Below are 20522 nucleotides of genomic sequence, written 5' to 3'. Positions count from 1 at the left end.
TGAGCCTGTATGAAACGACAACGCGTTTTATTCAATGGGAACAATAGTCACAGGCTTTTGTACGAAATTATGGCTATGAGCTTGCACATCGGGTAATCTGCGCGCTTCGCGCAGCGCTGGTGGAGAAAAGCATGAACGACGAAATGAAAAACAAAAGCGGCAAGGTCAAAGTGATGTATGTCCGCAGTGATGATGACTCTGATAAACGCACCCAAAATCCGCGTACCGGAAAAGGTGGCGGGCGTCCGGCGTCTTCTCGTGCAGACGGTGGCCGTCGCCCCGCCCGCGATGACAGAAATAACCGCGGCGATGACCGCAAACGTGATGACCGTAAGCGTGACGATCGCAAACGCGATGATTTTGTCCGCGACGGTGGATCGCCATGGCGTACCGTTTCTCGCGCGCCCGGTGAAGAGACGACCGAAAAAGCCGATCACGGCGGTATCAGCGGAAAAAGCTTTATCGATCCGGAAGTGCTGCGTCGTCAGCGTGCGGAAGAGACCCGTGTCTACGGTGAGAACGCCTGTCAGGCCCTGTTCCAGAGCCGCCCGGAGTGTATCGTTCGTGCATGGTTTATCCAGAGCGTGACCCCGCGCTTTAAAGAAGCGCTGCGCTGGATGGCGGCGAACCGCAAAGCCTACCACGTGGTTGACGATGCCGAGCTGACAAAAGCGTCCGGTACAGAACACCACGGCGGCGTCTGCTTCCTGATCAAAAAACGTAACGGCACTACCGTGCAGCAGTGGGTTAGCCAGGCGGATGCCGATGACTGCGTACTGGCGCTGGAAGATGTTGGTAACCCGCATAACCTGGGCGCTATGATGCGTAGCTGCGCGCACTTTGGCGTGAAAGGCGTTCTGTTGCAGGATGCCGCGCTGCTGGAATCCGGTGCGGCGATTCGTACCGCGGAAGGTGGTGCAGAGCACGTTCAGCCGATCACCGGCGACAGCGTGCTGGAAGCCCTTGAACAATTCCGTAACGCGGGCTACACCATTGTCACCACCTCAAGCCGTGCCGCTACGCCGTTGTTTAAAGCGACGTTGCCGCGCAAAATGGTGCTGGTGTTAGGTCAGGAGCGCGATGGTCTGTCTGATGCGGCACTCTCCAGCGCTGACCTGAGCGTCTCTATCGACGGCACTGGCAACGTTGAAAGCCTGAACGTATCCGTTGCGACCGGCGTGCTGCTGGCGGAATGGTGGCGTCAGAACAAGGCATAAGCCTTTTATGTGCCGGGCCTGACCCGGCACATTCAAACCCTACTCGCTCTCTGCCGGTAACACAGGCATCCAGTCAATCGGCTTTTCGCCACGCTTTTCCAGCCACTCATTCGTCAGAACAAAATGATTACTGCCAAAGAAACCACGATGCGCAGACAGCGGCGACGGGTGCGGCGCCTTCAGCACGTGATGACGCTGACGATCGATAATCGCCCCTTTCTTTTGGGCATGCGAACCCCAGAGTAAAAACACGACGCCTTCACGATGCTCATTGATCAGGCTGATAACCTTATCGGTAAAGGTTTCCCATCCCAGACTGGCGTGGGAGTGTGCCTGACCCGCCCGGACAGTTAATACGGTATTCAGCAACAGCACGCCCTGGCGCGCCCAGCTTTCCAGATAACCGTGATTAGGGCGGGTGAAACCCGGAATCGTTCCTTCCAGCTCTTTATACATATTCAACAGAGAAGGGGGGATGGCCACGCCCGGACGTACGGAAAATGCCAGTCCGTGAGCCTGCCCGGGGCCGTGGTATGGATCCTGCCCCAGGATAACCACCTTTACATCGCTCAGTTCGGTGTAGCGGAAGGCGTTAAACACATCTTTCTGCGGCGGATAAATTGTCTGGCCGGCCTGCCGTTCAGCCGCAACGGTACTGAGGGTATTTATAAAATAGGGCTGCTGCTTCTCTTCAGCCAGCACGTCATGCCAGGTTAAAGGTGTTGTCATCTCGCTCTCCTGCGAATCTCATTCTGTGTCTAGCTTACCTGTTAAACACCAATGAGCAAAATTACCCGCGGAAAAGCAGGCTAAGTGACTCAATTTATGTTGAAAACCAGGCAGGATAAGTTGAATTGGTAAACCTTTAAAATTGATCTAAAACAAAAAATACAGACCACACTCTTTGTGTGGTTGGTGGTTTTGTTGATTTAAATCAATAAATCACCCGGGTCTGAATGTTATATATACACACAACAAACAATGGTTTTACCAATTGGCCGCAAAAGGCCAGCATCAGTTAATGTAGCCTAAGGGAGGCAACACATGATTACAGGTATCCAGATTACTAAAGCTGCAAATGACGATCTGCTGAACTCTTTCTGGCTGCTGGACAGCGAGAAAAACGAAGCGCGCTGTGTAGTAGCGAAAGCAGGTTTTGCGGAAGACGAAATCGTTCCGGTGAGCAAACTGGGCGAAATTGAATACCGTGAAATTCCAATGCAAGTGCAGCCAGAAGTACGCGTGGAAGGTGGTCAGCACCTGAACGTTAACGTCCTGCGTCGCGAAACGCTGATGGATGCCGTTGAGCACCCGGAAAAATACCCGCAGCTGACCATCCGTGTGTCTGGCTATGCGGTGCGTTTCAACTCTCTGACCCCGGAACAGCAGCGCGACGTTATCGCGCGTACCTTTACTGAAAGCCTGTAAGGTTTCAGCTCTGGGGGTGGAATAAAAAAGCCGGGAATGTCCCGGCTTTTTTTTACTCTTCCGTTTTTGTCTCTGACGCAGCAGAGCTTGGCTTACGGCGCTTACCAATATTTTTGGTATCGCGGTGGCGCTGTTTAACGCGCGGCTTCTCTTTTTCTTTCTCTTTTCTCTCAGCACGTTTCGCGAGCGCTTTCTTGGACGGTTTACCCGTCATTTTTTCACTCGGCGCACGTGTGGTCGGACGAAGTCCGTCAATCACGCGAGCTTTCAGCGGCTCCTCAACGTAGCGGCCAATTTTCTGTAGCAGCAAATGGTCGTGCGCTTCTACCAGAGAGATAGCAATACCTTTGCGGCCCGCACGGCCGGTACGACCAATACGGTGCAGGTAAGTATCACCGCTGCGCGGCATATCAAAGTTGATCACGTGGCTCACGTCCGGGATGTCGATCCCGCGCGCGGCAACGTCGGTGGCAACCAGCACATTCACGCGGCCATCGGTCAGGCGCTTAATCCCTTCGGTACGCTTAACCTGCGCCATTTCACCTTCGAGATAGCAGTTGTTGATACCGGCATTGCGCAGCATTTCTGCCAGTTCATGTACGCGCTCACGTTTGCGTACGAATACGATGGTACGGGTTGCCTCTTCCTGCTTCAGCAGGTGTTTCAACAACTCAACCTTATGCTCAAGGTTATCTGCGCGGTAGTACCACTGGTGGATCTTCTTACGCTCACGGGTCGATGGCGTAGCGGACACTTCCACCGGATCTTCCAGCAGACGTTCGGCGAAATCTTTAATGGCATCCCCTTCAAGGGTTGCCGAGAACAGCATTGTCTGGTTACGCCAGCGCGTTTCACCCGCGATGTGTTCGATGTCCTGGGCAAAGCCCATGTCCAGCATGCGGTCAGCTTCATCGAGAATCAGCGTTTCCACTGCGCGGCAGTCGAAGTTCTCTTCTTTTATGTATTGCAGCAGACGGCCTGTCGTCGCGACAACGATATCCTGGTTTTCGCTGAACACTTCGGCGTGGTTCATATACGCTACGCCGCCGGTGATGGTCGCGATATCCAGATGGGTGTTCGCCGCCAGCTCACGCGCGTGTTCGGCAACCTGCATCGCCAGTTCACGGGTCGGGGTCAGGATCAAAATGCGCGGCGGGCCTGATTTTTTACGCGGAAAGTCGAGCAAATGCTGCAACACAGGCAGCAAGTAGGCTGCTGTCTTCCCCGTGCCGGTTGGCGCAGAACCGAGCACATCGCGGCCCTCAAGCGCAGGCGGAATGGCCGCGGCCTGAATGGCGGTCGGGCGTGTAAAGCCTTTGCTCTCAAGGGCATTGAGCAGGCTTTCATCGAGTTCAAGTTCGGAAAAAGTCGTTACAGTCATGTTCTACCTCTGTGTGGGGCGCTGATTATAGACGTTACGGCTGTAATCTTCATCTGTTTGTATGGATATCGCTTTTCGACCACTTCGCTTTCCCCTATGCTACTCCAGTTTCACTCAGAAGGTTGCCCTGACATGTCTCAACTCAAAGCGCAGTTGCGCCGCGATGGTTTTACGTTTAAACAGTTTTTTGTGGCGCACGATCGTTGTGCGATGAAAGTCGGTACAGACGGTATTTTACTGGGGGCATGGGCTCCTGTCGCAGGTGTAAAACGCATTCTGGATATTGGTACGGGCAGCGGACTTCAGGCGCTGATGCTGGCGCAGCGAACGGAAGAACACGTCACGATCGATGCCGTTGAGCTTGATCCTCAGGCGGCCCGGCAGGCAAGTGAAAACGCTGCCGACTCTCCGTGGGCAGAACGCATCAGGGTAGAATGCGCCGATGTCCTGACCTGGGCGCCGGAGCAGACCGCGCGTTACGATTTGATTGTCAGCAATCCGCCATATTTCACGCCAGGCGTGGAATGTGGCACGCCGGAACGCGAGCAGGCACGTTACACCGGCTCGCTCGATCACAAGGCGCTACTGACCAGTGCGGCGGAGCTCATCTCGGAAGAGGGATTTTTCTGCGTGGTCTTGCCTGAAAGCACGGGTAATACCTTCATTGAGATCGCACATGAGATCGGCTGGAATCTGCGTCTTCGTACCGATATTTCGGATACGGAAGGACGCTTACCGCACCGCGTGTTGCTGGCACTCTCGCCGAAAGAGGGCGAGTGCTTTATCGACAGGATGGTCATTCGTGGGCCAGACCAGCGTTATTCCGAAGATTACACAGCTCTGACCCAGGCCTTTTATCTTTTTATGTGAACCTGCGGCGTCAACACCGACGGCCCGGACGTTTCAAGCGGTTCGGGATAGTCCAGCGTATAATGCAGGCCACGGCTCTCTTTGCGCATCATTGCACAGCGCACAATCAGCTCGGCAACCTGCACAAGGTTGCGCAGCTCCAGCAGATTATTGGAAACGCGGAAGTTGGCGTAATATTCATCGATTTCCTGCTGCAACATCATGATGCGGCGTAACGCGCGTTCCAGACGCTTCGTTGTACGTACAATCCCGACATAATCCCACATGAAAAGCCGCAGTTCGTGCCAGTTATGCTGGATTACCACCAGTTCGTCCGGGTTTTCTACCCGACTTTCATCCCATGCCGGCAAGTGTGTTGTCGGACGTGCATAGGGCATGCGTTTGGTAATATCTTCCGCAGCCGACCACCCATACACCAGACACTCCAGCAGCGAGTTTGAGGCCATGCGATTCGCACCATGCAGGCCGGTATAGCTGACCTCGCCGATCGCATACAAACCATCCACGTCGGTACGACCATGATCGTCAACCATCACCCCGCCACAGGTATAGTGGGCGGCAGGTACAATCGGCACCGGATCGCGGGTTAGATCAATACCCAGACTCAGCAGCTTTTCATAAATCATCGGGAAGTGCTGGCGAATAAAGTCTGCCGGTTTATGGCTAATGTCCAGATACATACAGTCCACGCCAAGCCGCTTCATCTCGTGGTCAATGGCGCGGGCCACGATATCCCGCGGTGCCAGTTCACCTCGGGGGTCGAAGTCCGGCATAAACCTGGAACCGTCCGGACGCTTCAGATACGCGCCTTCGCCACGCAACGCTTCAGTTAACAGGAAGTTACGCGCCTGCGGGTGGAACAGGGCGGTAGGATGGAACTGGTTAAACTCCAGATTCGCCACGCGGCAACCTGCGCGCCAGGCCATGGCGATACCGTCTCCGGAGGCGATATCCGGGTTAGTCGTGTACTGGTAAACCTTGGAGGCGCCGCCGGTGGCCAGCACAACGGCTTTTGCCTGGCAGGTTTCCACCTTCTCTTTATTCCGATTCCACACCCATGCGCCGACAACACGGCGCGTGCCGGGCAGGCCAATTTTATCGGAAATAATCAGGTCGACGGCGTTGCTGCGCTCCAGTACCCGAATATTGGGATGGCTGAGGGCTTTGCTGACCAGCGTGGTTTCAACCGCTTTTCCGGTTGCATCAGCAGCGTGCAGAATACGGCGGTGGCTGTGCCCGCCTTCACGGGTCAGGTGATAGCTCTCTTCACCATTAGGCTGAACCTGCGTATCAAACAGCACGCCCTGATCGATAAGCCATTGCACGCAGTGGCGGGCATTGCTGGCGACAAACTCTGCGGCATGCTCATCCACGATCCCGGCACCGGCAATCAGGGTGTCTTCTACGTGCGAGGCAATGCTATCCGTTTCATCAAACACCGCGGCAATACCGCCTTGTGCATAGAAGGTGGAACCTTCGCTCATCGGCCCTTTACTCAGCACGATTACGTTCTGATGTTCCGCCAGGCGCAGTGCGAGGGAGAGGCCGGCAGCACCGCTGCCAATGATCAGTACATCACAATGAAGTTCAGGCGTCGTGTTCATGATGTTTGTTTAATTTACTAAACATGGTGTGGGGAGAATAGCATTGCGATGCGAGATATCGCACGTTTTTTTTGAGGTGTGTTGCAATGACTAAACGGAATCCCGGAGGTTAAATCTGCGCTAAATGGCCGGAAATATTTTGCGAAGCAGATCGTTAGCTTCAGATTTTGTGGTGAAATAAAGCCTGTGTTGCGTTACTCTTCTGACGATAAAGTTAATGATTCTTGTCAGAAAGCGGGTGCGTATCGTGAACAGACTTATAATGAGAGAAAATGAATGGTCTGCGGCGCGATGAACAAAAACAAAGGCGTTACGGAACTTATTGAAGAACAGTCACTCTAATTCGGTGCTTGCTCAAAGTGCAATGTTGTTAGAGTGGCGTTTCGATAACGCGTGGAATTTGGTTTGGGGAGACATTACCTCGGATGAGCGAGCAGTTAACGGACCAGGTCCTGGTTGAACGGGTCCAGAAGGGAGATCAGAAAGCTTTTAACCTACTGGTGGTGCGCTACCAGCATAAGGTAGCGAGTCTGGTTTCCCGCTATGTACCGTCAGGCGATGTTCCTGATGTTGTACAAGAGTCTTTTATTAAGGCCTATCGCGCGCTGGATTCATTCCGGGGGGATAGTGCTTTTTATACCTGGCTGTATCGTATTGCAGTCAATACGGCTAAGAATTATTTGGTTGCTCAGGGCCGGCGTCCGCCTTCAAGTGATGTTGACGCTATCGACGCAGAAAACTTCGAAAGTGGCGGCGCGCTGAAAGAAATTTCGAACCCTGAGAACTTAATGTTGTCAGAAGAACTGAGACAAATCGTTTTTCGCACGATCGAGTCGCTCCCGGAAGATTTACGCATGGCAATTACGTTACGGGAGCTGGATGGCCTAAGCTATGAAGAGATAGCCGCCATCATGGATTGTCCGGTCGGCACGGTTCGTTCACGAATTTTCCGTGCGCGAGAAGCCATTGATAATAAAGTTCAACCGCTTATCAGGCGTTGACGATAGCGGGATACTGGAAAAGGTATTAGGCATGCAGAAAGAAAAACTTTCCGCTTTAATGGATGGTGAAACGCTGGATAATGAGCTGCTCGATGAGTTGTCTCATTCTCCCGAAATGCAACAGACCTGGGAGAGCTATCATCTTATCCGCGACACGCTGCGCGGTGATACCAGTGAGGTTCTCCATTTCGATATCTCAGCACGCGTTATGGCGGCCATTGAGAACGAACCTGTTCATCAGACCACGCCGCTGATTCCTGAAGCGCAGCCTGCACATCACCAGTGGCAGAAAATGCCGTTCTGGCACAAGGTGCGTCCATGGGCCAGCCAGCTCACCCAGATGGGGGTCGCTGCGTGCGTATCGCTTGCAGTTATCATTGGGGTCCAGCACTATAACACTCAGTCTGAAGCCAATCAGCAACCTGAAGCGCCAGTGTTTAATACGCTGCCGATGATGGGTAAAGCCAGCCCGGTTAGCCTGGGCGTACCGGCAGATGCCTCCGCAAGCGGCGGACAGCAACAGCAGGTACAGGAGCAGCGCCGTCGCATTAATGCGATGTTGCAGGATTACGAGTTGCAGCGCCGTCTGCACTCCGAGCAGCTTCAGTTTGAGCAGGCCCAAACCCAGCAGGCTGCTGTGCAGGTGCCAGGAAACCAAACTTTAGGAACGCAATCGCAGTAATGAAGCAACTTTGGTTCGCCATGTCTTTGATGGCGGGTAGCCTGTTCTTCTCTGCTAACGCCTCGGCTGATGTTTCATCCGGGGCGTTGTTGCAGCAAATGAATCTGGCCAGCCAGTCACTCAATTACGAGTTGGCATTTATCAGCATCAATAAGCAGGGTGTCGAATCGTTACGCTATCGCCACGCCCGCCTTGATAACCAGCCGCTCGCCCAGCTTTTACAGATGGATGGCCCGCGTCGGGAAGTGGTCCAGCGTGGGAACGAAATCAGCTATTTCGAGCCTGGCCTTGAGCCGTTTACGCTCAATGGTGACTACATCGTTGACTCCCTGCCGTCGCTCATTTACACCGATTTTAAACGTCTCGCCCCCTACTATGATTTTATCTCGGTGGGGCGAACGCGTATTGCCGACAGGCTGTGCGAAGTGATCCGCGTTGTTGCGCGGGATGGGACGCGTTACAGCTATATCGTCTGGATTGACGCAGAGACGAAGCTGCCGATGCGCGTTGATCTGCTCGATCGCGACGGTGAAACGCTGGAGCAGTTCCGTGTGATCTCCTTTGACGTAAACAGTCAGGTCGGCAACAGCATGCAGAATCTGGCCAAAGCCAGCCTGCCGCCTTTGCTTTCCGTGCCTGCCGGCGATTCTGTCAATTTTAACTGGGTACCATCCTGGATCCCGCAAGGGTTCAGCGAAGTTTCCAGCAGTCGTCGCCAGCTGCCCACTATCGAAACTCCGGTTGAGTCGCGACTCTATTCCGATGGGCTGTTTAGCTTCTCGGTGAATATCAATCGCGCTACGGCGAACAGTTCCGAACAGATGCTCCGTACCGGTCGCCGGACGGTCAGCACGACGGTGCGCGATAATGCGGAAATTACCATTGTCGGTGAATTACCGCCGCCAACGGCAAAACGTATTTCAGACAGCATTAAATTCAGGGCTGCGCAATGATTAAAGAGTGGGCCACGGTCGTATCCTGGCAGGATGGCGTAGCGCTTGTTAGCTGTGACGTTAAAGCATCATGCAGCAGTTGCGCTTCGCGAGCCGGTTGCGGCAGCCGCGTGTTGAATAAGCTGGGGCCGCAAACGTCGCACACTATTACTGTGCCGAGCGCTCAGCCGCTGGTGGCAGGGCAAAAAGTGGAGCTCGGCATCGCTGAAGGTAGCCTGCTCACTTCCGCCATGCTGGTTTACCTTTCTCCGCTCGCAGGCCTGTTCGTGATGGGCGGGGTTTTCCAGATGCTGTTCGGCACAGATTTGGCCGCCATGTGCGGGGCCGCGTTGGGCGGCGTGGGCGGGTTCTGGCTTGCTAAAGGTGTTTCCCCAAGGCTTGCCGCCCGGGAAGCGTGGCAGCCTGTCATCCTCAGCGTTGCACTGGCACCCGACCAACTTCGTGTTGAGACGCTCTCTTCTGAGGCCCGGTGATCTGCCGGGCTTTATTATTATTTACATCGCCATAAAGAAAACGCCGTCTCTTCGCGCTATACCTGGCTCTAAGTGCAGTTCCAGCTGACGAGGATGTAGTGTAGAATGCTGCGTTTTCGCACTGAAAAACGTCAGGCTAAGAACAGCGGCCTCCAGGAATTCGTAAGGCATAATTATTTAACTATATGAAGAACATACGTAACTTTTCGATCATTGCTCACATTGACCACGGTAAGTCGACGCTGTCTGACCGTATTATCCAGATTTGCGGTGGCCTGTCTGATCGTGAAATGGCAGCCCAGGTTCTGGACTCCATGGACCTGGAACGCGAACGCGGTATTACCATCAAAGCGCAGAGCGTGACGCTCGACTATAAAGCTTCCGATGGTGAAACCTATCAACTGAACTTTATCGACACCCCAGGGCACGTTGACTTCTCTTATGAAGTGTCACGCTCGCTGGCGGCCTGCGAAGGCGCGCTGCTGGTGGTGGATGCCGGGCAGGGCGTAGAGGCCCAGACGCTGGCAAACTGCTACACCGCCATGGAAATGGATCTCGAAGTGGTGCCGGTTCTGAATAAAATCGACCTGCCAGCCGCCGATCCTGAGCGCGTAGCGGAAGAGATTGAAGACATCGTCGGTATTGATGCGACCGATGCAGTGCGCTGCTCGGCGAAAACCGGCGTCGGCGTTCCGGATGTACTGGAACGTCTGGTGCGTGATATTCCGCCGCCGGAAGGTGACCCGGATGCGCCGCTACAGGCGCTGATCATCGACTCCTGGTTTGATAACTACCTCGGCGTTGTTTCGCTGGTGCGTATTAAAAACGGCACCATGCGTAAAGGCGACAAAATCAAGGTCATGAGCACCGGCCAGGTCTACAACGCTGACCGTCTGGGCATCTTCACGCCAAAACAGGTTGACCGTACCGAGCTGAAATGCGGCGAAGTGGGCTGGCTGGTCTGTGCCATTAAAGACATCCTCGGCGCGCCGGTGGGTGATACCCTGACCGGTGCACGTAACCCGGCAGATAAAGCGCTGCCAGGCTTCAAAAAGGTGAAACCGCAGGTTTATGCGGGTCTGTTCCCGGTCAGCTCTGACGATTACGAAAACTTCCGCGATGCGCTCGGAAAGCTGAGCCTCAACGATGCCTCCCTGTTCTACGAGCCAGAAAGCTCAACGGCGCTGGGCTTCGGCTTCCGCTGTGGCTTCCTCGGTCTGCTGCACATGGAGATCATTCAGGAACGTCTGGAGCGTGAATACGATCTGGATCTGATCACCACCGCCCCGACGGTTGTCTACGAAGTAGAAACCACGTCGAAAGAGGTGATCTACGTCGACAGCCCGTCCAAGCTCCCGCCGCTGAATAATATTCAGGAACTGCGCGAGCCTATCGCAGAGTGTCACATGCTGCTGCCGCAGGAGTTCCTCGGCAACGTGATCACCCTGTGTATTGAGAAGCGTGGCGTGCAGACCAACATGGTTTACCACGGTAACCAGGTGGCGCTGACCTATGAAATTCCGATGGCGGAAGTAGTGCTCGACTTCTTCGACCGTCTGAAGTCTACCTCCCGTGGCTATGCGTCGCTGGACTACAACTTCAAACGCTTCCAGGCCTCGAACATGGTTCGCGTGGATGTACTGATCAACGGCGAGCGTGTTGATGCCCTGGCGCTGATCACCCACAACGATAACGCACCGTACCGTGGTCGTGAGCTGGTTGAGAAGATGAAAGATCTCATCCCGCGTCAGCAGTTTGACATTGCGATTCAGGCGGCCATTGGTAACCACATCATTGCCCGTTCAACCGTGAAGCAGCTGCGTAAAAACGTTCTGGCTAAGTGCTATGGCGGCGACGTCAGCCGTAAGAAAAAGCTGTTGCAGAAGCAGAAAGAAGGTAAGAAGCGTATGAAGCAGGTCGGTAACGTTGAGCTGCCGCAGGAAGCATTCCTTGCCATCCTTCATGTTGGTAAAGACGGTAACGGTAAATAACCTTAAGGAGTTGGCATGGCGAACATGTTTGCCCTGATCCTGGTCATCGCTACCCTGGTGACAGGTCTGTTGTGGTGTCTGGATAAGTTTATCTTCGCCCCAAAACGCCGTGAACGTCAGGCTGCCGCGCAGGCAGCCACGGGCGATGCGCTGGACGCGAAAACCCTGAAAAAAGTCGGCCCAAAACCGGGCTGGCTGGAAACAGGGGCATCGGTATTCCCGGTGCTGGCGATTGTGCTGGTGGTGCGTTCTTTTATCTATGAACCGTTCCAGATCCCGTCAGGATCGATGATGCCAACGCTGCTGATCGGTGATTTCATTCTGGTTGAGAAGTTTGCCTATGGCATCAAAGATCCGATCTACCAGAAAACGCTGATCGAAACGGGTCATCCGAAACGTGGCGACATCGTGGTGTTTAAATATCCGGAAGATCCACGGCTGGATTATATTAAACGCGCGGTAGGTCTGCCGGGCGATAAAGTGACCTACGATCCGGTGGCGAAAGAGGTGACCATTCAGCCAGGCTGTAGCTCTGGAACTGCATGTGAAAATGCGCTGCCAGTCACTTACTCCAACGTTGAGCCAAGTGATTTTGTGCAGACCTTTGCCCGCCGTAACGGCGGTGAAGCGACCAGCGGATTCTTCCAGGTGCCAAAAGGTGAAACCAAAGAGAACGGTATTCGTCTGGTTGAACGGAAAGAAACGCTGGGCGATGTCACTCACCGCATTCTGACCGTGCCAATCGCACAGGATCAACTGGCAATGTACTACCAGCAGCCAGGCCAACAGCTGGCGACCTGGATTGTGCCGCCGGGACATTACTTCATGATGGGTGACAACCGCGATAACTCTGCGGACAGCCGTTACTGGGGCTTTGTGCCGGAAGCGAATCTGGTCGGTAAAGCAACCGCTATCTGGATGAGTTTTGAGAAGCAGGAAGGCGAGTGGCCGACCGGCGTTCGCCTGAATCGTATTGGCGGAATTCATTAATTTTCGTCAAAAATAACACGTAGCGGCTTTTATTCGCCGCTACGTGAATTATTTCAGCGATAAATCTCTTTGAACTAACGACATCCCCTGTCGTTGTGTATAGAATATTCCCCCGAAGTTTAAGGTTGGCCCTGCAAAGGTGCCACGGCACACGAAACCGCGTTGGTTTTCTCAGGTCGGTTTCGTGTGCTGCATTTTTGACGCATTCATTTATTGGTATCGCATGAACCCCATCGTAATTAATCGGCTTCAACGGAAGCTGGGCTACACTTTTCATCATCAGGAGTTGTTGCAACAGGCATTAACCCATCGCAGTGCCAGCAGCAAACATAATGAGCGTCTCGAGTTTTTAGGCGACTCTATTTTAAGTTTCGTGATTGCAAATGCGCTTTATCATCGTTTTCCGCGTGTGGACGAAGGTGATATGAGCCGCATGCGCGCCACGCTGGTGCGCGGCAATACCCTCGCTGAAATCGCACGCGAGTTTGAGCTGGGTGAATGTCTGCGTCTGGGGCCAGGTGAGCTGAAAAGTGGTGGTTTCCGTCGTGAATCCATCCTTGCCGATACGGTCGAGGCATTGATCGGTGGCGTGTTCCTGGACAGCGATATACAGACCGTAGAAAAGCTGATCCTGAACTGGTATCAGACCCGCCTGGACGAAATCAGCCCGGGCGATAAACAAAAAGATCCTAAAACGCGTCTGCAAGAATATTTGCAGGGTCGTCATCTGCCGCTGCCATCCTATCTGGTGGTGCAGGTACGTGGCGAAGCGCACGATCAGGAATTTACCATCCATTGCCAGGTCAGTGGCCTGAGTGAACCGGTGGTCGGCACGGGTTCAAGCCGTCGTAAGGCTGAACAGGCTGCCGCCGAACAGGCGTTAAAAATGCTGGAGCTGGAATGAGCATCGACAAAACCTATTGCGGATTTATTGCCATCGTCGGACGTCCGAACGTTGGCAAATCCACCCTGCTGAATAATCTGCTTGGGCAGAAGATTTCTATCACCTCGCGTAAGGCGCAGACCACGCGTCACCGCATCGTCGGTATCCATACTGAAGGCGCGTATCAGGCGATTTACGTCGATACCCCGGGCCTGCACATGGAAGAGAAGCGCGCCATCAACCGTCTGATGAACAAGGCGGCGAGCAGCTCCATTGGCGACGTAGAGCTGGTGATTTTCGTTGTGGAAGGCACCCGCTGGACGCCGGACGACGAAATGGTCCTGAACAAGCTGCGCGACGGCAAAACGCCGGTGATCCTTGCGGTCAATAAAGTGGACAATGTGCAGGAAAAAGCCGATCTGCTGCCGCACCTGCAATGGCTGGGCAGCCAGATGAACTTCCTGGACATCGTCCCGCTGTCTGCGGAGACGGGTCTGAACGTTGATACCATCGCGGGCATCGTGCGCAAGCATCTGCCGGAAGCGACTCATCACTTCCCTGAGGACTACATCACCGATCGCTCTCAGCGTTTTATGGCGTCTGAAATCATCCGTGAGAAGCTGATGCGTTTCCTGGGCGCTGAACTGCCGTACTCTGTGACGGTGGAGATCGAGCGTTTCCAGAGCAACGAGCGCGGCGGTTACGATATTAACGGTCTGATCCTCGTTGAGCGTGAAGGGCAGAAGAAGATGGTGATCGGTAATAAAGGCGCCAAGATCAAAACTATCGGAATCGAAGCCCGTAAAGACATGCAGGACATGTTTGAAGCACCGGTTCACCTGGAACTGTGGGTGAAAGTGAAATCTGGCTGGGCCGATGATGAGCGTGCGCTGCGCAGCCTCGGTTACGGCGAAGATCAGTAACCTAAGACGACGAGCATATGGATGGATGGCAGCGCGCCTTTGTCCTGCATAGTCGTCCCTGGAGCGAAACCAGCCTGATGCTGGACGTCTTCACGGAAGAGTCCGGTCGCGTGCGCCTTGTTGCCAAAGGCGCACGATCCAGACGTTCTAATCTCAAAGGTGCCTTGCAGCCTTTCACCCCACTGCTGGTCCGCTTTGGCGGGCGAGGGGAAGTCAAAACCCTGCGCAGTGCTGAAGCCGTTTCCCTCGCGCTTCCTCTTTCTGGTATCACGCTCTACAGCGGTTTGTACGTCAACGAACTCATCTCACGGGTGCTTGAACATGAGACCCGCTTCTCTGAACTTTTCTTTGATTACCTGCACTGTATCCAGTCGCTCGCTGGCGCAACCGGCACTCCTGAGCCTGTGCTGCGTCGTTTCGAGCTGGCGCTGCTCGGTCACCTTGGATACGGTGTTGATTTTCTGCACTGCGCGGGGAGTGGGGACGAGGTAGAAGATACCATGACCTATCGCTATCGTGAGGAAAAGGGCTTTATTGCCAGTGTCGTCGTCGATAACAGCACCTTTACCGGGCGCCAGCTCAGAGCACTGTATGAACGCGAGTTCCCGGACGCCGACACCCTGCGTGCGGCAAAACGCTTTACCCGAATTGCGCTCAAGCCGTATCTTGGGGGCAAACCTTTAAAGAGCCGCGAATTATTCAGGCAGTTAATGCCGAAAAGCTAATGTTTTACCCCTCACCCCAGCCCTCTCCCGGAGGGAGAGGGAGAAGGTAAATGAACAAAAATACCGAGGATTGTCATGGCTGAATTACTGTTAGGCGTCAACATCGACCACATTGCCACCCTGCGCAACGCGCGCGGCACGGCGTATCCGGATCCGGTTCAGGCGGCGTTTATCGCCGAGCAGGCTGGGGCGGACGGCATTACCGTCCATCTGCGTGAAGACCGTCGCCACATCACCGATCGCGACGTGCGTATCCTGCGCCAGACGCTGGATACCCGCATGAATCTGGAGATGGCAGTAACGGAAGAGATGCTGACGATTGCCTGCGATACGAAGCCGCATTTCTGCTGCCTGGTGCCGGAAAAACGACAGGAAGTGACCACCGAAGGCGGTCTGGATGTGGCCGGGCAGCTCGACAAAATGCGCGATGCCTGCAAACGCCTGGCGGATGCCGGTATCCTGGTTTCACTGTTTATCGACGCCGATTTCACCCAGATTAAAGCCGCTGCCGACGTGGGCGCGCCGTATATTGAAATTCACACCGGCTGCTATGCCGATGCTGAAAACGACGCAGCGCAGGCGAAAGAGCTGGAGCGGATCGCCAAAGCGGCAACCTACGCCGCGAGCCTGGGACTGAAGGTTAACGCCGGTCACGGCCTGACCTATCACAACGTAAAAGCCATTGCTGCCCTGCCGGAAATGCACGAGCTGAACATCGGCCACGCTATCATTGGCCGTGCGGTGATGAGCGGTCTGAAAGACGCGGTTTCCGAGATGAAGCGTCTGATGCTGGAAGCGCGTCAGTAATGGCTATTCTGGGCTTAGGCACCGACATCGTTGAAATAGCCCGCATTGAAGCGGTGATCGCCCGGAGCGGCGATCGCCTCGCAAGACGCGTGCTGAGCGATAACGAATGGGCTATCTGGGAGGCGCATCAGCAGCCGGTGCGCTTTCTGGCAAAACGTTTCGCGGTAAAAGAGGCGGCGGCGAAAGCGTTCGGCACGGGCATTCGTAACGGCCTGGCGTTTAACCAGTTTGAAGTGTTTAACGATGAGCTGGGTAAGCCACGTCTGCGTTTATGGGGCGAGGCGCTTAAGCTGGCGGAAAAGCTGGGCGTGGCGCACATGCACGTAACGCTTGCAGATGAACGCCACTACGCCTGTGCGACGGTGATTATCGAAGGTTAAATTTTGTCCGCATGGTGCATCAGGACAAACTTATCCCACAGCTGTTCTTCGTTCTCGACATGTGCCGGATCTTTTAAGATCGTATTGGGAATGGGGCACACCTTCTGGCAGGTCGGCGTCTCATAGTGGCCAATGCACTCTGTGCAGCGGTCGCTGTTAATCTCATAAATGCTGTCGCCCATCGAAATCGCCTCGTTCGGGCATTCGGGTTCGCACATATCGCAGTTGATGCATTTTTTGGTGATTAACAGCGCCATCAGGAAATTCTCAGAAACATCACAAACAGGGCGGGCATTATACGCTCATTCGTTGTTCAAACCAGTTTTTTTACCAGCTCTTCGCTGTGACGAATACGCTCTGGCGCACGCTCCAGATCCTGCTGAACCAGCGCCATAAACAGCAGGTCCGTCAGCATCATCTGCGCACTCGTCGACGAAATCGCCGCGCTGCGAGTGGCCTGTTCCTCGGCGATGGTATACAGACAGCGGGTGGCCCGCTGCTGGAGCGCATTCGGGCTGAAGCCAGTAATGGCCAGAATTTTTCCTCCTACGCGCAGGGCTTCGTCGGTAGCGATATTAATTTCACGGCGCTCGCCGGAATAGGAGATGGCCAGCAGTAAATCGTCAGGATCCATGGCCTGCACGGTCGCCAGCAGCGCGTGCATATCCTGTTCAACGATGGCGTTATAGCCGATTTTTGTCAGCTTCCAGCCAAAGTTACGCGCAACCAGTCCGGACGCACCGATCCCGGTCAATACAATACGCCGCGCGTCGCGAAGCATGGCTACGCTTTCCAGCAGCTTCTCTTCCGTGTTCACATCCAGCGTGGCATGCATTGCCGCCACGTTCTCTTTGATCAGCTTTTCGCCGACCAGACGCATCGGATCGTCGCCGCGGATCTGGTTATGCACCGGCATTGACTGCGGATTAGGGTTGCTTACCAGTGCTTCACTGATCGCCAGTTTTAGCGCCGGAAAGCCTTTATAGCCTATCTTCTGGGCAAATTTCACCACGCTCGACTGGCTCACCCCGGCTTCACCTGCCAGCTGCTGGGAGCTGAGGTGTCGCGCGCGATCGGGCTGGGAAAGTAAATAATCCGCCAGCTTTTTGTCACTCTGGGCAAACCCTGCGTAGCGCTGGCGAATACGAATTAAACAGTTCATACGGTCTCCTGGCGAAAATGTGATTACCCGCGCAAATACGAATTATGCTCGCCTGAATGAATTTTATATTCCATTATAGTGCGTTTATTATGAATTAAAAATTCCAGAGGTAAATAACATGAATCTAGGCTCTCTTGTTTCTGAAACGCGTAACCCGCAAACCATGGATCTTGATGCACTGTCCACGCTGGAGCTGGTAAACCGCTTTAATCAACAGGATACCCTCGTCGCGCTGGCAGTCAAAGAGACATTGCCCGAGGTGGCGAAAGCCGTAGACGCCGCTGCCGACGCTCTGAAAGCAGGAGGACGCATTATTTATATGGGGGCGGGTACCAGTGGGCGCCTCGGTGTGCTGGATGCCTCAGAATGTCCCCCGACGTTTGGCGTTCCGCACGGTCTGGTCGTTGGCCTGATTGCCGGTGGCCCCGGCGCGCTGCTGAAAGCGGTGGAAGGGGCAGAAGATAATAAACAGCTTGGGGAGGACGATCTCAGGGCGCTGAACCTGACCGCGCAGGATCTGGTCGTCGGGCTGGCGGCTTCTGGTCGTACGCCGTACGTCATTGGTGGGCTGGAATACGCCAGACAGACGGGATGTACCACGGTGGCCATCTCCTGTAACCCGGGTTCGCCGATTGCGCAGGTGGCCGCCATTGCCATCTCTCCGGTCGTCGGGCCGGAAGCGCTCACCGGCTCCACGCGCCTGAAATCCGGAACCGCACAGAAGCTGGTGCTCAATATGATCTCCACCGGCGCGATGGTGAAATTTGGCAAGGTCTACCAAAACCTGATGGTGGATATGCAGGCCACCAACGTCAAGCTGGTGGACAGAGCCTGCCGCATGGTGATGGAAGCGACAAGCGCCAGTCGTGAAGATGCGGAAAAGGTGCTTCAGCAGACCGATCACGATGTAAAACCCGCCATTCTGATGATATTAACCGGGCTGGATGCAGCCGCGGCCAGAGCCAGGCTTGAAGCCCATCACGGGTTTTTACGGGCGGCATTAGAACATCAATAAGAGGCGTTTATGGACAAAACAGCAGCGCTCGCCAGCGACATCCTGCTTGGGATCGGTGGGGAAAAAAATATTCAGCGTCTGGAAAACTGCATGACGCGTGTACGCGTCGAGGTGTACAACGACGAAAAGCTTGATTTAACGCGCCTGAAGCAGCTCCCCGGCGTGAGCGGGTACGTTAAACAGGGGCAACAGCACCAGCTGATTGTCGGTCCGGGCAAAGCGGCGCAGGTGGTTGATGCCATGCGCGCCCTGATGACGGGCAGTGAAACGGCTCCCACCTTTGACGACGCGGAACGCACCAAAGCGCAGGCGAAAGCCAAATACAAAGCCCCCATGAGCGATGCGCTGCGCCAGCTGGCAAACGTCTTTATTCCTCTTATCCCGGCGTTTATCGCGTCGGGGCTGATCACCGGGATTATCAATATCCTCAAGCGTCCGGATATTGTCGGGAATTTCGCCACCCAGTATCCGAACCTGCTGGGTATTCTGGCGATTTTCGGCAGCGCGGTGTTTGCCATCATGAATATTCTGGTGGGGGTGAACACGGCCAAAGTGTTCGGCGGCTCGCTGGCGATGGGCGGCGTAATGGCGGGTATCCTCTCCAGCCCGCAGCTGGCGCAGATTACGCTGTTTGGCGAGGCGCTTCAGCCTGGCCGCGGTGGGGTGATTGCCGTGCTGCTGGTGGTCATTCTGATGTGCTGGATTGAGAAAAAGCTACGCGCGTTGCTGCCAGGCTCGATTGAACTGATCCTCAACCCGCTGCTGACCACATTGATTACCGGGAGCGTGGCGATTGTGGCGCTGCAACCGTTAGGCGGCGCGATCTCTGAAGCCATCGCCCACGGCGCGTCTCTGGCGATCGATCGCGGCGGGCTGCTGGTGGGGGCCGTGCTGTCCGGGACCTTCCTGCCGTTAGTGCTGACCGGTCTGCATCAGGGGCTGGTGCCGATTCACGTCGAACTGGTACAGGCGCACGGCTATAACGCCCTGCTGCCGATCCTGTCGATGGCGGGCGTTGGGCAGGTCGGCGCGGCCATCGCGGTGCTGATGAAAACCCGCAACGCGCGTTTAAAAAAGGTCATTAAAGGGGCGCTGCCGGTCGGGTTGCTCGGTATCGGCGAGCCGCTGATTTTCGGCGTGACCTTGCCGCTGGGTAAGCCGTTCCTGGCCGCCTGTCTCGGTGGCGCGGTGGGCGGGGCGTTAATCAGCTACTGGAAAGTGGCGACCGTCATTACCTTCGGGATCTCCGGTTTACCGCTGGCATTAACCATCGTGACCGGAAAAGTGATGCTCTATCTGTTAGGCTATCTGGTAGCGGTGATCGCCGGGTTCCTGTTTACCTGGCTGTTAGGATTCAACGACCCAGAGGAGTAAGGTTTGGCCAGTCACGAGCGTCGCGTTGTCTTTTTTGATCTGGATGGAACGCTGCATCAGCAGGATATGTTCGGCACCTTTATGCGCTACCTGCTGCGGCGCCAGCCCCTTAACGCGTTGCTGGTATTACCCCTGTTACCCGTTATTGGCATCGCGCTGCTGGTGAAAGGCCGTGCAGCGCGCTGGCCGATGAGCCTGCTGCTCTGGGGATGCACGTTTGGTCATAGCGAAGCGCGCCTCAAGCAGCTCGAACAGGATTTTGCGCACTGGTTTCGCGGGCACGTCGCCGCGTTTCCCGTGGTACAGGCGCGCCTGACCAGCTATCTCGACGCCAATGATGCCGATATCTGGCTGATTACTGGCTCCCCGCAGACGCTGGTGGAGCAAGTCTATTTTGATACGCCCTGGCTGCCGCGCGTAAATCTTATCGCCACGCAGATCGCGCGCGGCTACGGCGGCTGGGTGCTCACCCTGCGCTGCCTCGGACATGAAAAAGTGGTGCAGCTGGAGAAACGCATCGGTACGCCGCTGCGTCTGTACAGCGGCTACAGCGACAGCAAGCAGGACAACCCGCTGCTCTATTTTTGTCAGCACCGCTGGCGCGTCACGCCTCTGGGCGAACTTCAGCAACTCGAATAGTCTTATCTGTACCGGCTGTGTATA

General features: G+C 55.0%; 22 protein-coding genes. 17 read left to right on the top strand and 5 right to left on the bottom strand.

What is annotated here, in order from left to right; all coding sequences use genetic code 11:
* Nucleotides 1–131: 131 nt before the first annotated feature.
* A complete protein-coding gene (locus SK47_RS15920; RefSeq protein ID WP_023314680.1) occupies nt 132–1217 on the top strand; it encodes a tRNA/rRNA methyltransferase in 1086 nt (361 codons plus the stop codon).
* Between the two features lie 39 nt (nt 1218–1256).
* Here SK47_RS15920 and ung read toward each other — a convergent pair whose 3' ends face one another.
* Complete coding sequence (ung, locus tag SK47_RS15915) at nt 1257–1946, bottom strand: uracil-DNA glycosylase (RefSeq protein ID WP_003860729.1); 690 nt, start codon at nt 1944–1946, stop codon at nt 1257–1259.
* A 315-nt stretch (nt 1947–2261) separates the two neighbouring features.
* Between ung and grcA the strand changes: the two genes are divergently transcribed.
* Nucleotides 2262–2645, top strand: coding sequence for an autonomous glycyl radical cofactor GrcA (grcA, locus tag SK47_RS15910; RefSeq protein WP_003860727.1), 384 nt, complete (start codon nt 2262–2264; stop codon nt 2643–2645).
* 52 nt (nt 2646–2697) lie between these two features.
* Here the strand turns inward: grcA and srmB are convergent, their stop codons facing one another.
* Nucleotides 2698–4026, bottom strand: a complete 1329-nt coding sequence (srmB, locus tag SK47_RS15905) for an ATP-dependent RNA helicase SrmB (protein ID WP_003860725.1) — start codon at nt 4024–4026, stop codon at nt 2698–2700.
* 132 nt (nt 4027–4158) lie between these two features.
* Between srmB and SK47_RS15900 the strand changes: the two genes are divergently transcribed.
* Nucleotides 4159–4896 (top strand): tRNA(1)(Val) (adenine(37)-N(6))-methyltransferase TrmN, encoded by a 738-nt coding sequence (locus SK47_RS15900; RefSeq protein ID WP_003860724.1) that lies wholly within the window; start codon nt 4159–4161, stop codon nt 4894–4896.
* Here SK47_RS15900 and nadB read toward each other — a convergent pair.
* Entirely contained in the window at nt 4881–6500 is a 1620-nt protein-coding gene (gene nadB, locus SK47_RS15895; protein ID WP_022651669.1) for an L-aspartate oxidase, read from the bottom strand. The two genes, SK47_RS15900 and nadB, sit on opposite strands and share 16 nt — an antisense overlap.
* A 425-nt stretch (nt 6501–6925) precedes the next feature.
* On the opposite strand from nadB, the gene rpoE reads away from it, so the two are divergent.
* From rpoE to acpS, 11 genes are all read left to right on the top strand, one after another.
* Nucleotides 6926–7501, top strand: a complete 576-nt coding sequence (rpoE, locus tag SK47_RS15890; RefSeq protein ID WP_006176728.1) for an RNA polymerase sigma factor RpoE — start codon at nt 6926–6928, stop codon at nt 7499–7501.
* A 31-nt stretch (nt 7502–7532) separates the two neighbouring features.
* On the top strand, nt 7533–8183 hold the full coding sequence (rseA, locus tag SK47_RS15885; protein ID WP_048244657.1) for an anti-sigma-E factor RseA: 651 nt from the start codon (nt 7533–7535) through the stop codon (nt 8181–8183).
* The gene (gene rseB / locus SK47_RS15880) at nt 8183–9136 is read left to right on the top strand and encodes a sigma-E factor regulatory protein RseB (RefSeq protein ID WP_003860717.1); all 954 of its coding nucleotides are present in this window, start codon (nt 8183–8185) and stop codon (nt 9134–9136) included. The genes rseA and rseB overlap by 1 nt, the downstream gene beginning before the upstream one ends.
* Nucleotides 9133–9609, top strand: a complete 477-nt coding sequence (gene rseC / locus SK47_RS15875; RefSeq protein WP_003860716.1) for a SoxR-reducing system protein RseC — start codon at nt 9133–9135, stop codon at nt 9607–9609. Before rseB ends, rseC begins: the two co-directional genes overlap by 4 nt.
* Nucleotides 9610–9794: 185 nt before the next feature.
* Nucleotides 9795–11600 (top strand): translation elongation factor 4, encoded by a 1806-nt coding sequence (lepA, locus tag SK47_RS15870; protein WP_003860714.1) that lies wholly within the window; start codon nt 9795–9797, stop codon nt 11598–11600.
* Between the two features lie 15 nt (nt 11601–11615).
* Nucleotides 11616–12590 (top strand): signal peptidase I, encoded by a 975-nt coding sequence (gene lepB, locus SK47_RS15865; RefSeq protein WP_003860712.1) that lies wholly within the window; start codon nt 11616–11618, stop codon nt 12588–12590.
* A 223-nt stretch (nt 12591–12813) separates the two neighbouring features.
* Entirely contained in the window at nt 12814–13494 is a 681-nt protein-coding gene (rnc, locus tag SK47_RS15860) for a ribonuclease III (protein ID WP_003860711.1), read from the top strand.
* Nucleotides 13491–14396 (top strand): GTPase Era, encoded by a 906-nt coding sequence (gene era, locus SK47_RS15855; protein ID WP_003860709.1) that lies wholly within the window; start codon nt 13491–13493, stop codon nt 14394–14396. Before rnc ends, era begins: the two co-directional genes overlap by 4 nt.
* Nucleotides 14397–14413: 17 nt before the next feature.
* Nucleotides 14414–15121: a DNA repair protein RecO gene (recO, locus tag SK47_RS15850; protein WP_045894647.1), complete on the top strand. Its 708-nt coding sequence runs from the start codon at nt 14414–14416 to the stop codon at nt 15119–15121.
* Nucleotides 15122–15196: 75 nt separating this feature from the next.
* Entirely contained in the window at nt 15197–15928 is a 732-nt protein-coding gene (pdxJ, locus tag SK47_RS15845; RefSeq protein WP_045330528.1) for a pyridoxine 5'-phosphate synthase, read from the top strand.
* Nucleotides 15928–16308: a holo-ACP synthase gene (acpS, locus tag SK47_RS15840; protein ID WP_003860706.1), complete on the top strand. Its 381-nt coding sequence runs from the start codon at nt 15928–15930 to the stop codon at nt 16306–16308. The genes pdxJ and acpS overlap by 1 nt, the downstream gene beginning before the upstream one ends.
* On the opposite strand, the gene SK47_RS15835 is transcribed toward acpS, so the two are convergent.
* Complete coding sequence (locus SK47_RS15835) at nt 16305–16565, bottom strand: YfhL family 4Fe-4S dicluster ferredoxin (RefSeq protein ID WP_003860704.1); 261 nt, start codon at nt 16563–16565, stop codon at nt 16305–16307. The two genes, acpS and SK47_RS15835, sit on opposite strands and share 4 nt — an antisense overlap.
* Before the next feature lie 56 nt (nt 16566–16621).
* Nucleotides 16622–17470, bottom strand: a complete 849-nt coding sequence (locus SK47_RS15830) for a MurR/RpiR family transcriptional regulator (RefSeq protein WP_048244655.1) — start codon at nt 17468–17470, stop codon at nt 16622–16624.
* A gap of 118 nt (nt 17471–17588) precedes the next feature.
* Between SK47_RS15830 and murQ the strand changes: the two genes are divergently transcribed.
* Genes murQ through yfhb form a run of 3 tightly spaced genes read left to right on the top strand, consistent with a single transcriptional unit; the run spans nt 17589 to nt 20498 of the window.
* Nucleotides 17589–18485, top strand: coding sequence for an N-acetylmuramic acid 6-phosphate etherase (gene murQ / locus SK47_RS15825; protein ID WP_048244653.1), 897 nt, complete (start codon nt 17589–17591; stop codon nt 18483–18485).
* A gap of 9 nt (nt 18486–18494) precedes the next feature.
* Nucleotides 18495–19859 carry a PTS transporter subunit EIIC gene (locus SK47_RS15820; RefSeq protein ID WP_048208228.1) on the top strand — a complete coding sequence of 455 codons (1365 nt, stop codon included), beginning with the start codon at nt 18495–18497 and terminating at the stop codon, nt 19857–19859.
* Between the two features lie 3 nt (nt 19860–19862).
* Nucleotides 19863–20498, top strand: coding sequence for a phosphatidylglycerophosphatase C (gene yfhb, locus SK47_RS15815; protein ID WP_003860696.1), 636 nt, complete (start codon nt 19863–19865; stop codon nt 20496–20498).
* Nucleotides 20499–20522 lie beyond the last annotated feature (24 nt).

It is taken from the genome of Enterobacter sp. BWH52 (genome assembly GCF_001037565.1).
Taxonomy (GTDB): Bacteria; Pseudomonadota; Gammaproteobacteria; order Enterobacterales; family Enterobacteriaceae; genus Enterobacter; species Enterobacter hormaechei_C.
This window is presented reverse-complemented; position numbering and strand designations above follow the sequence as displayed.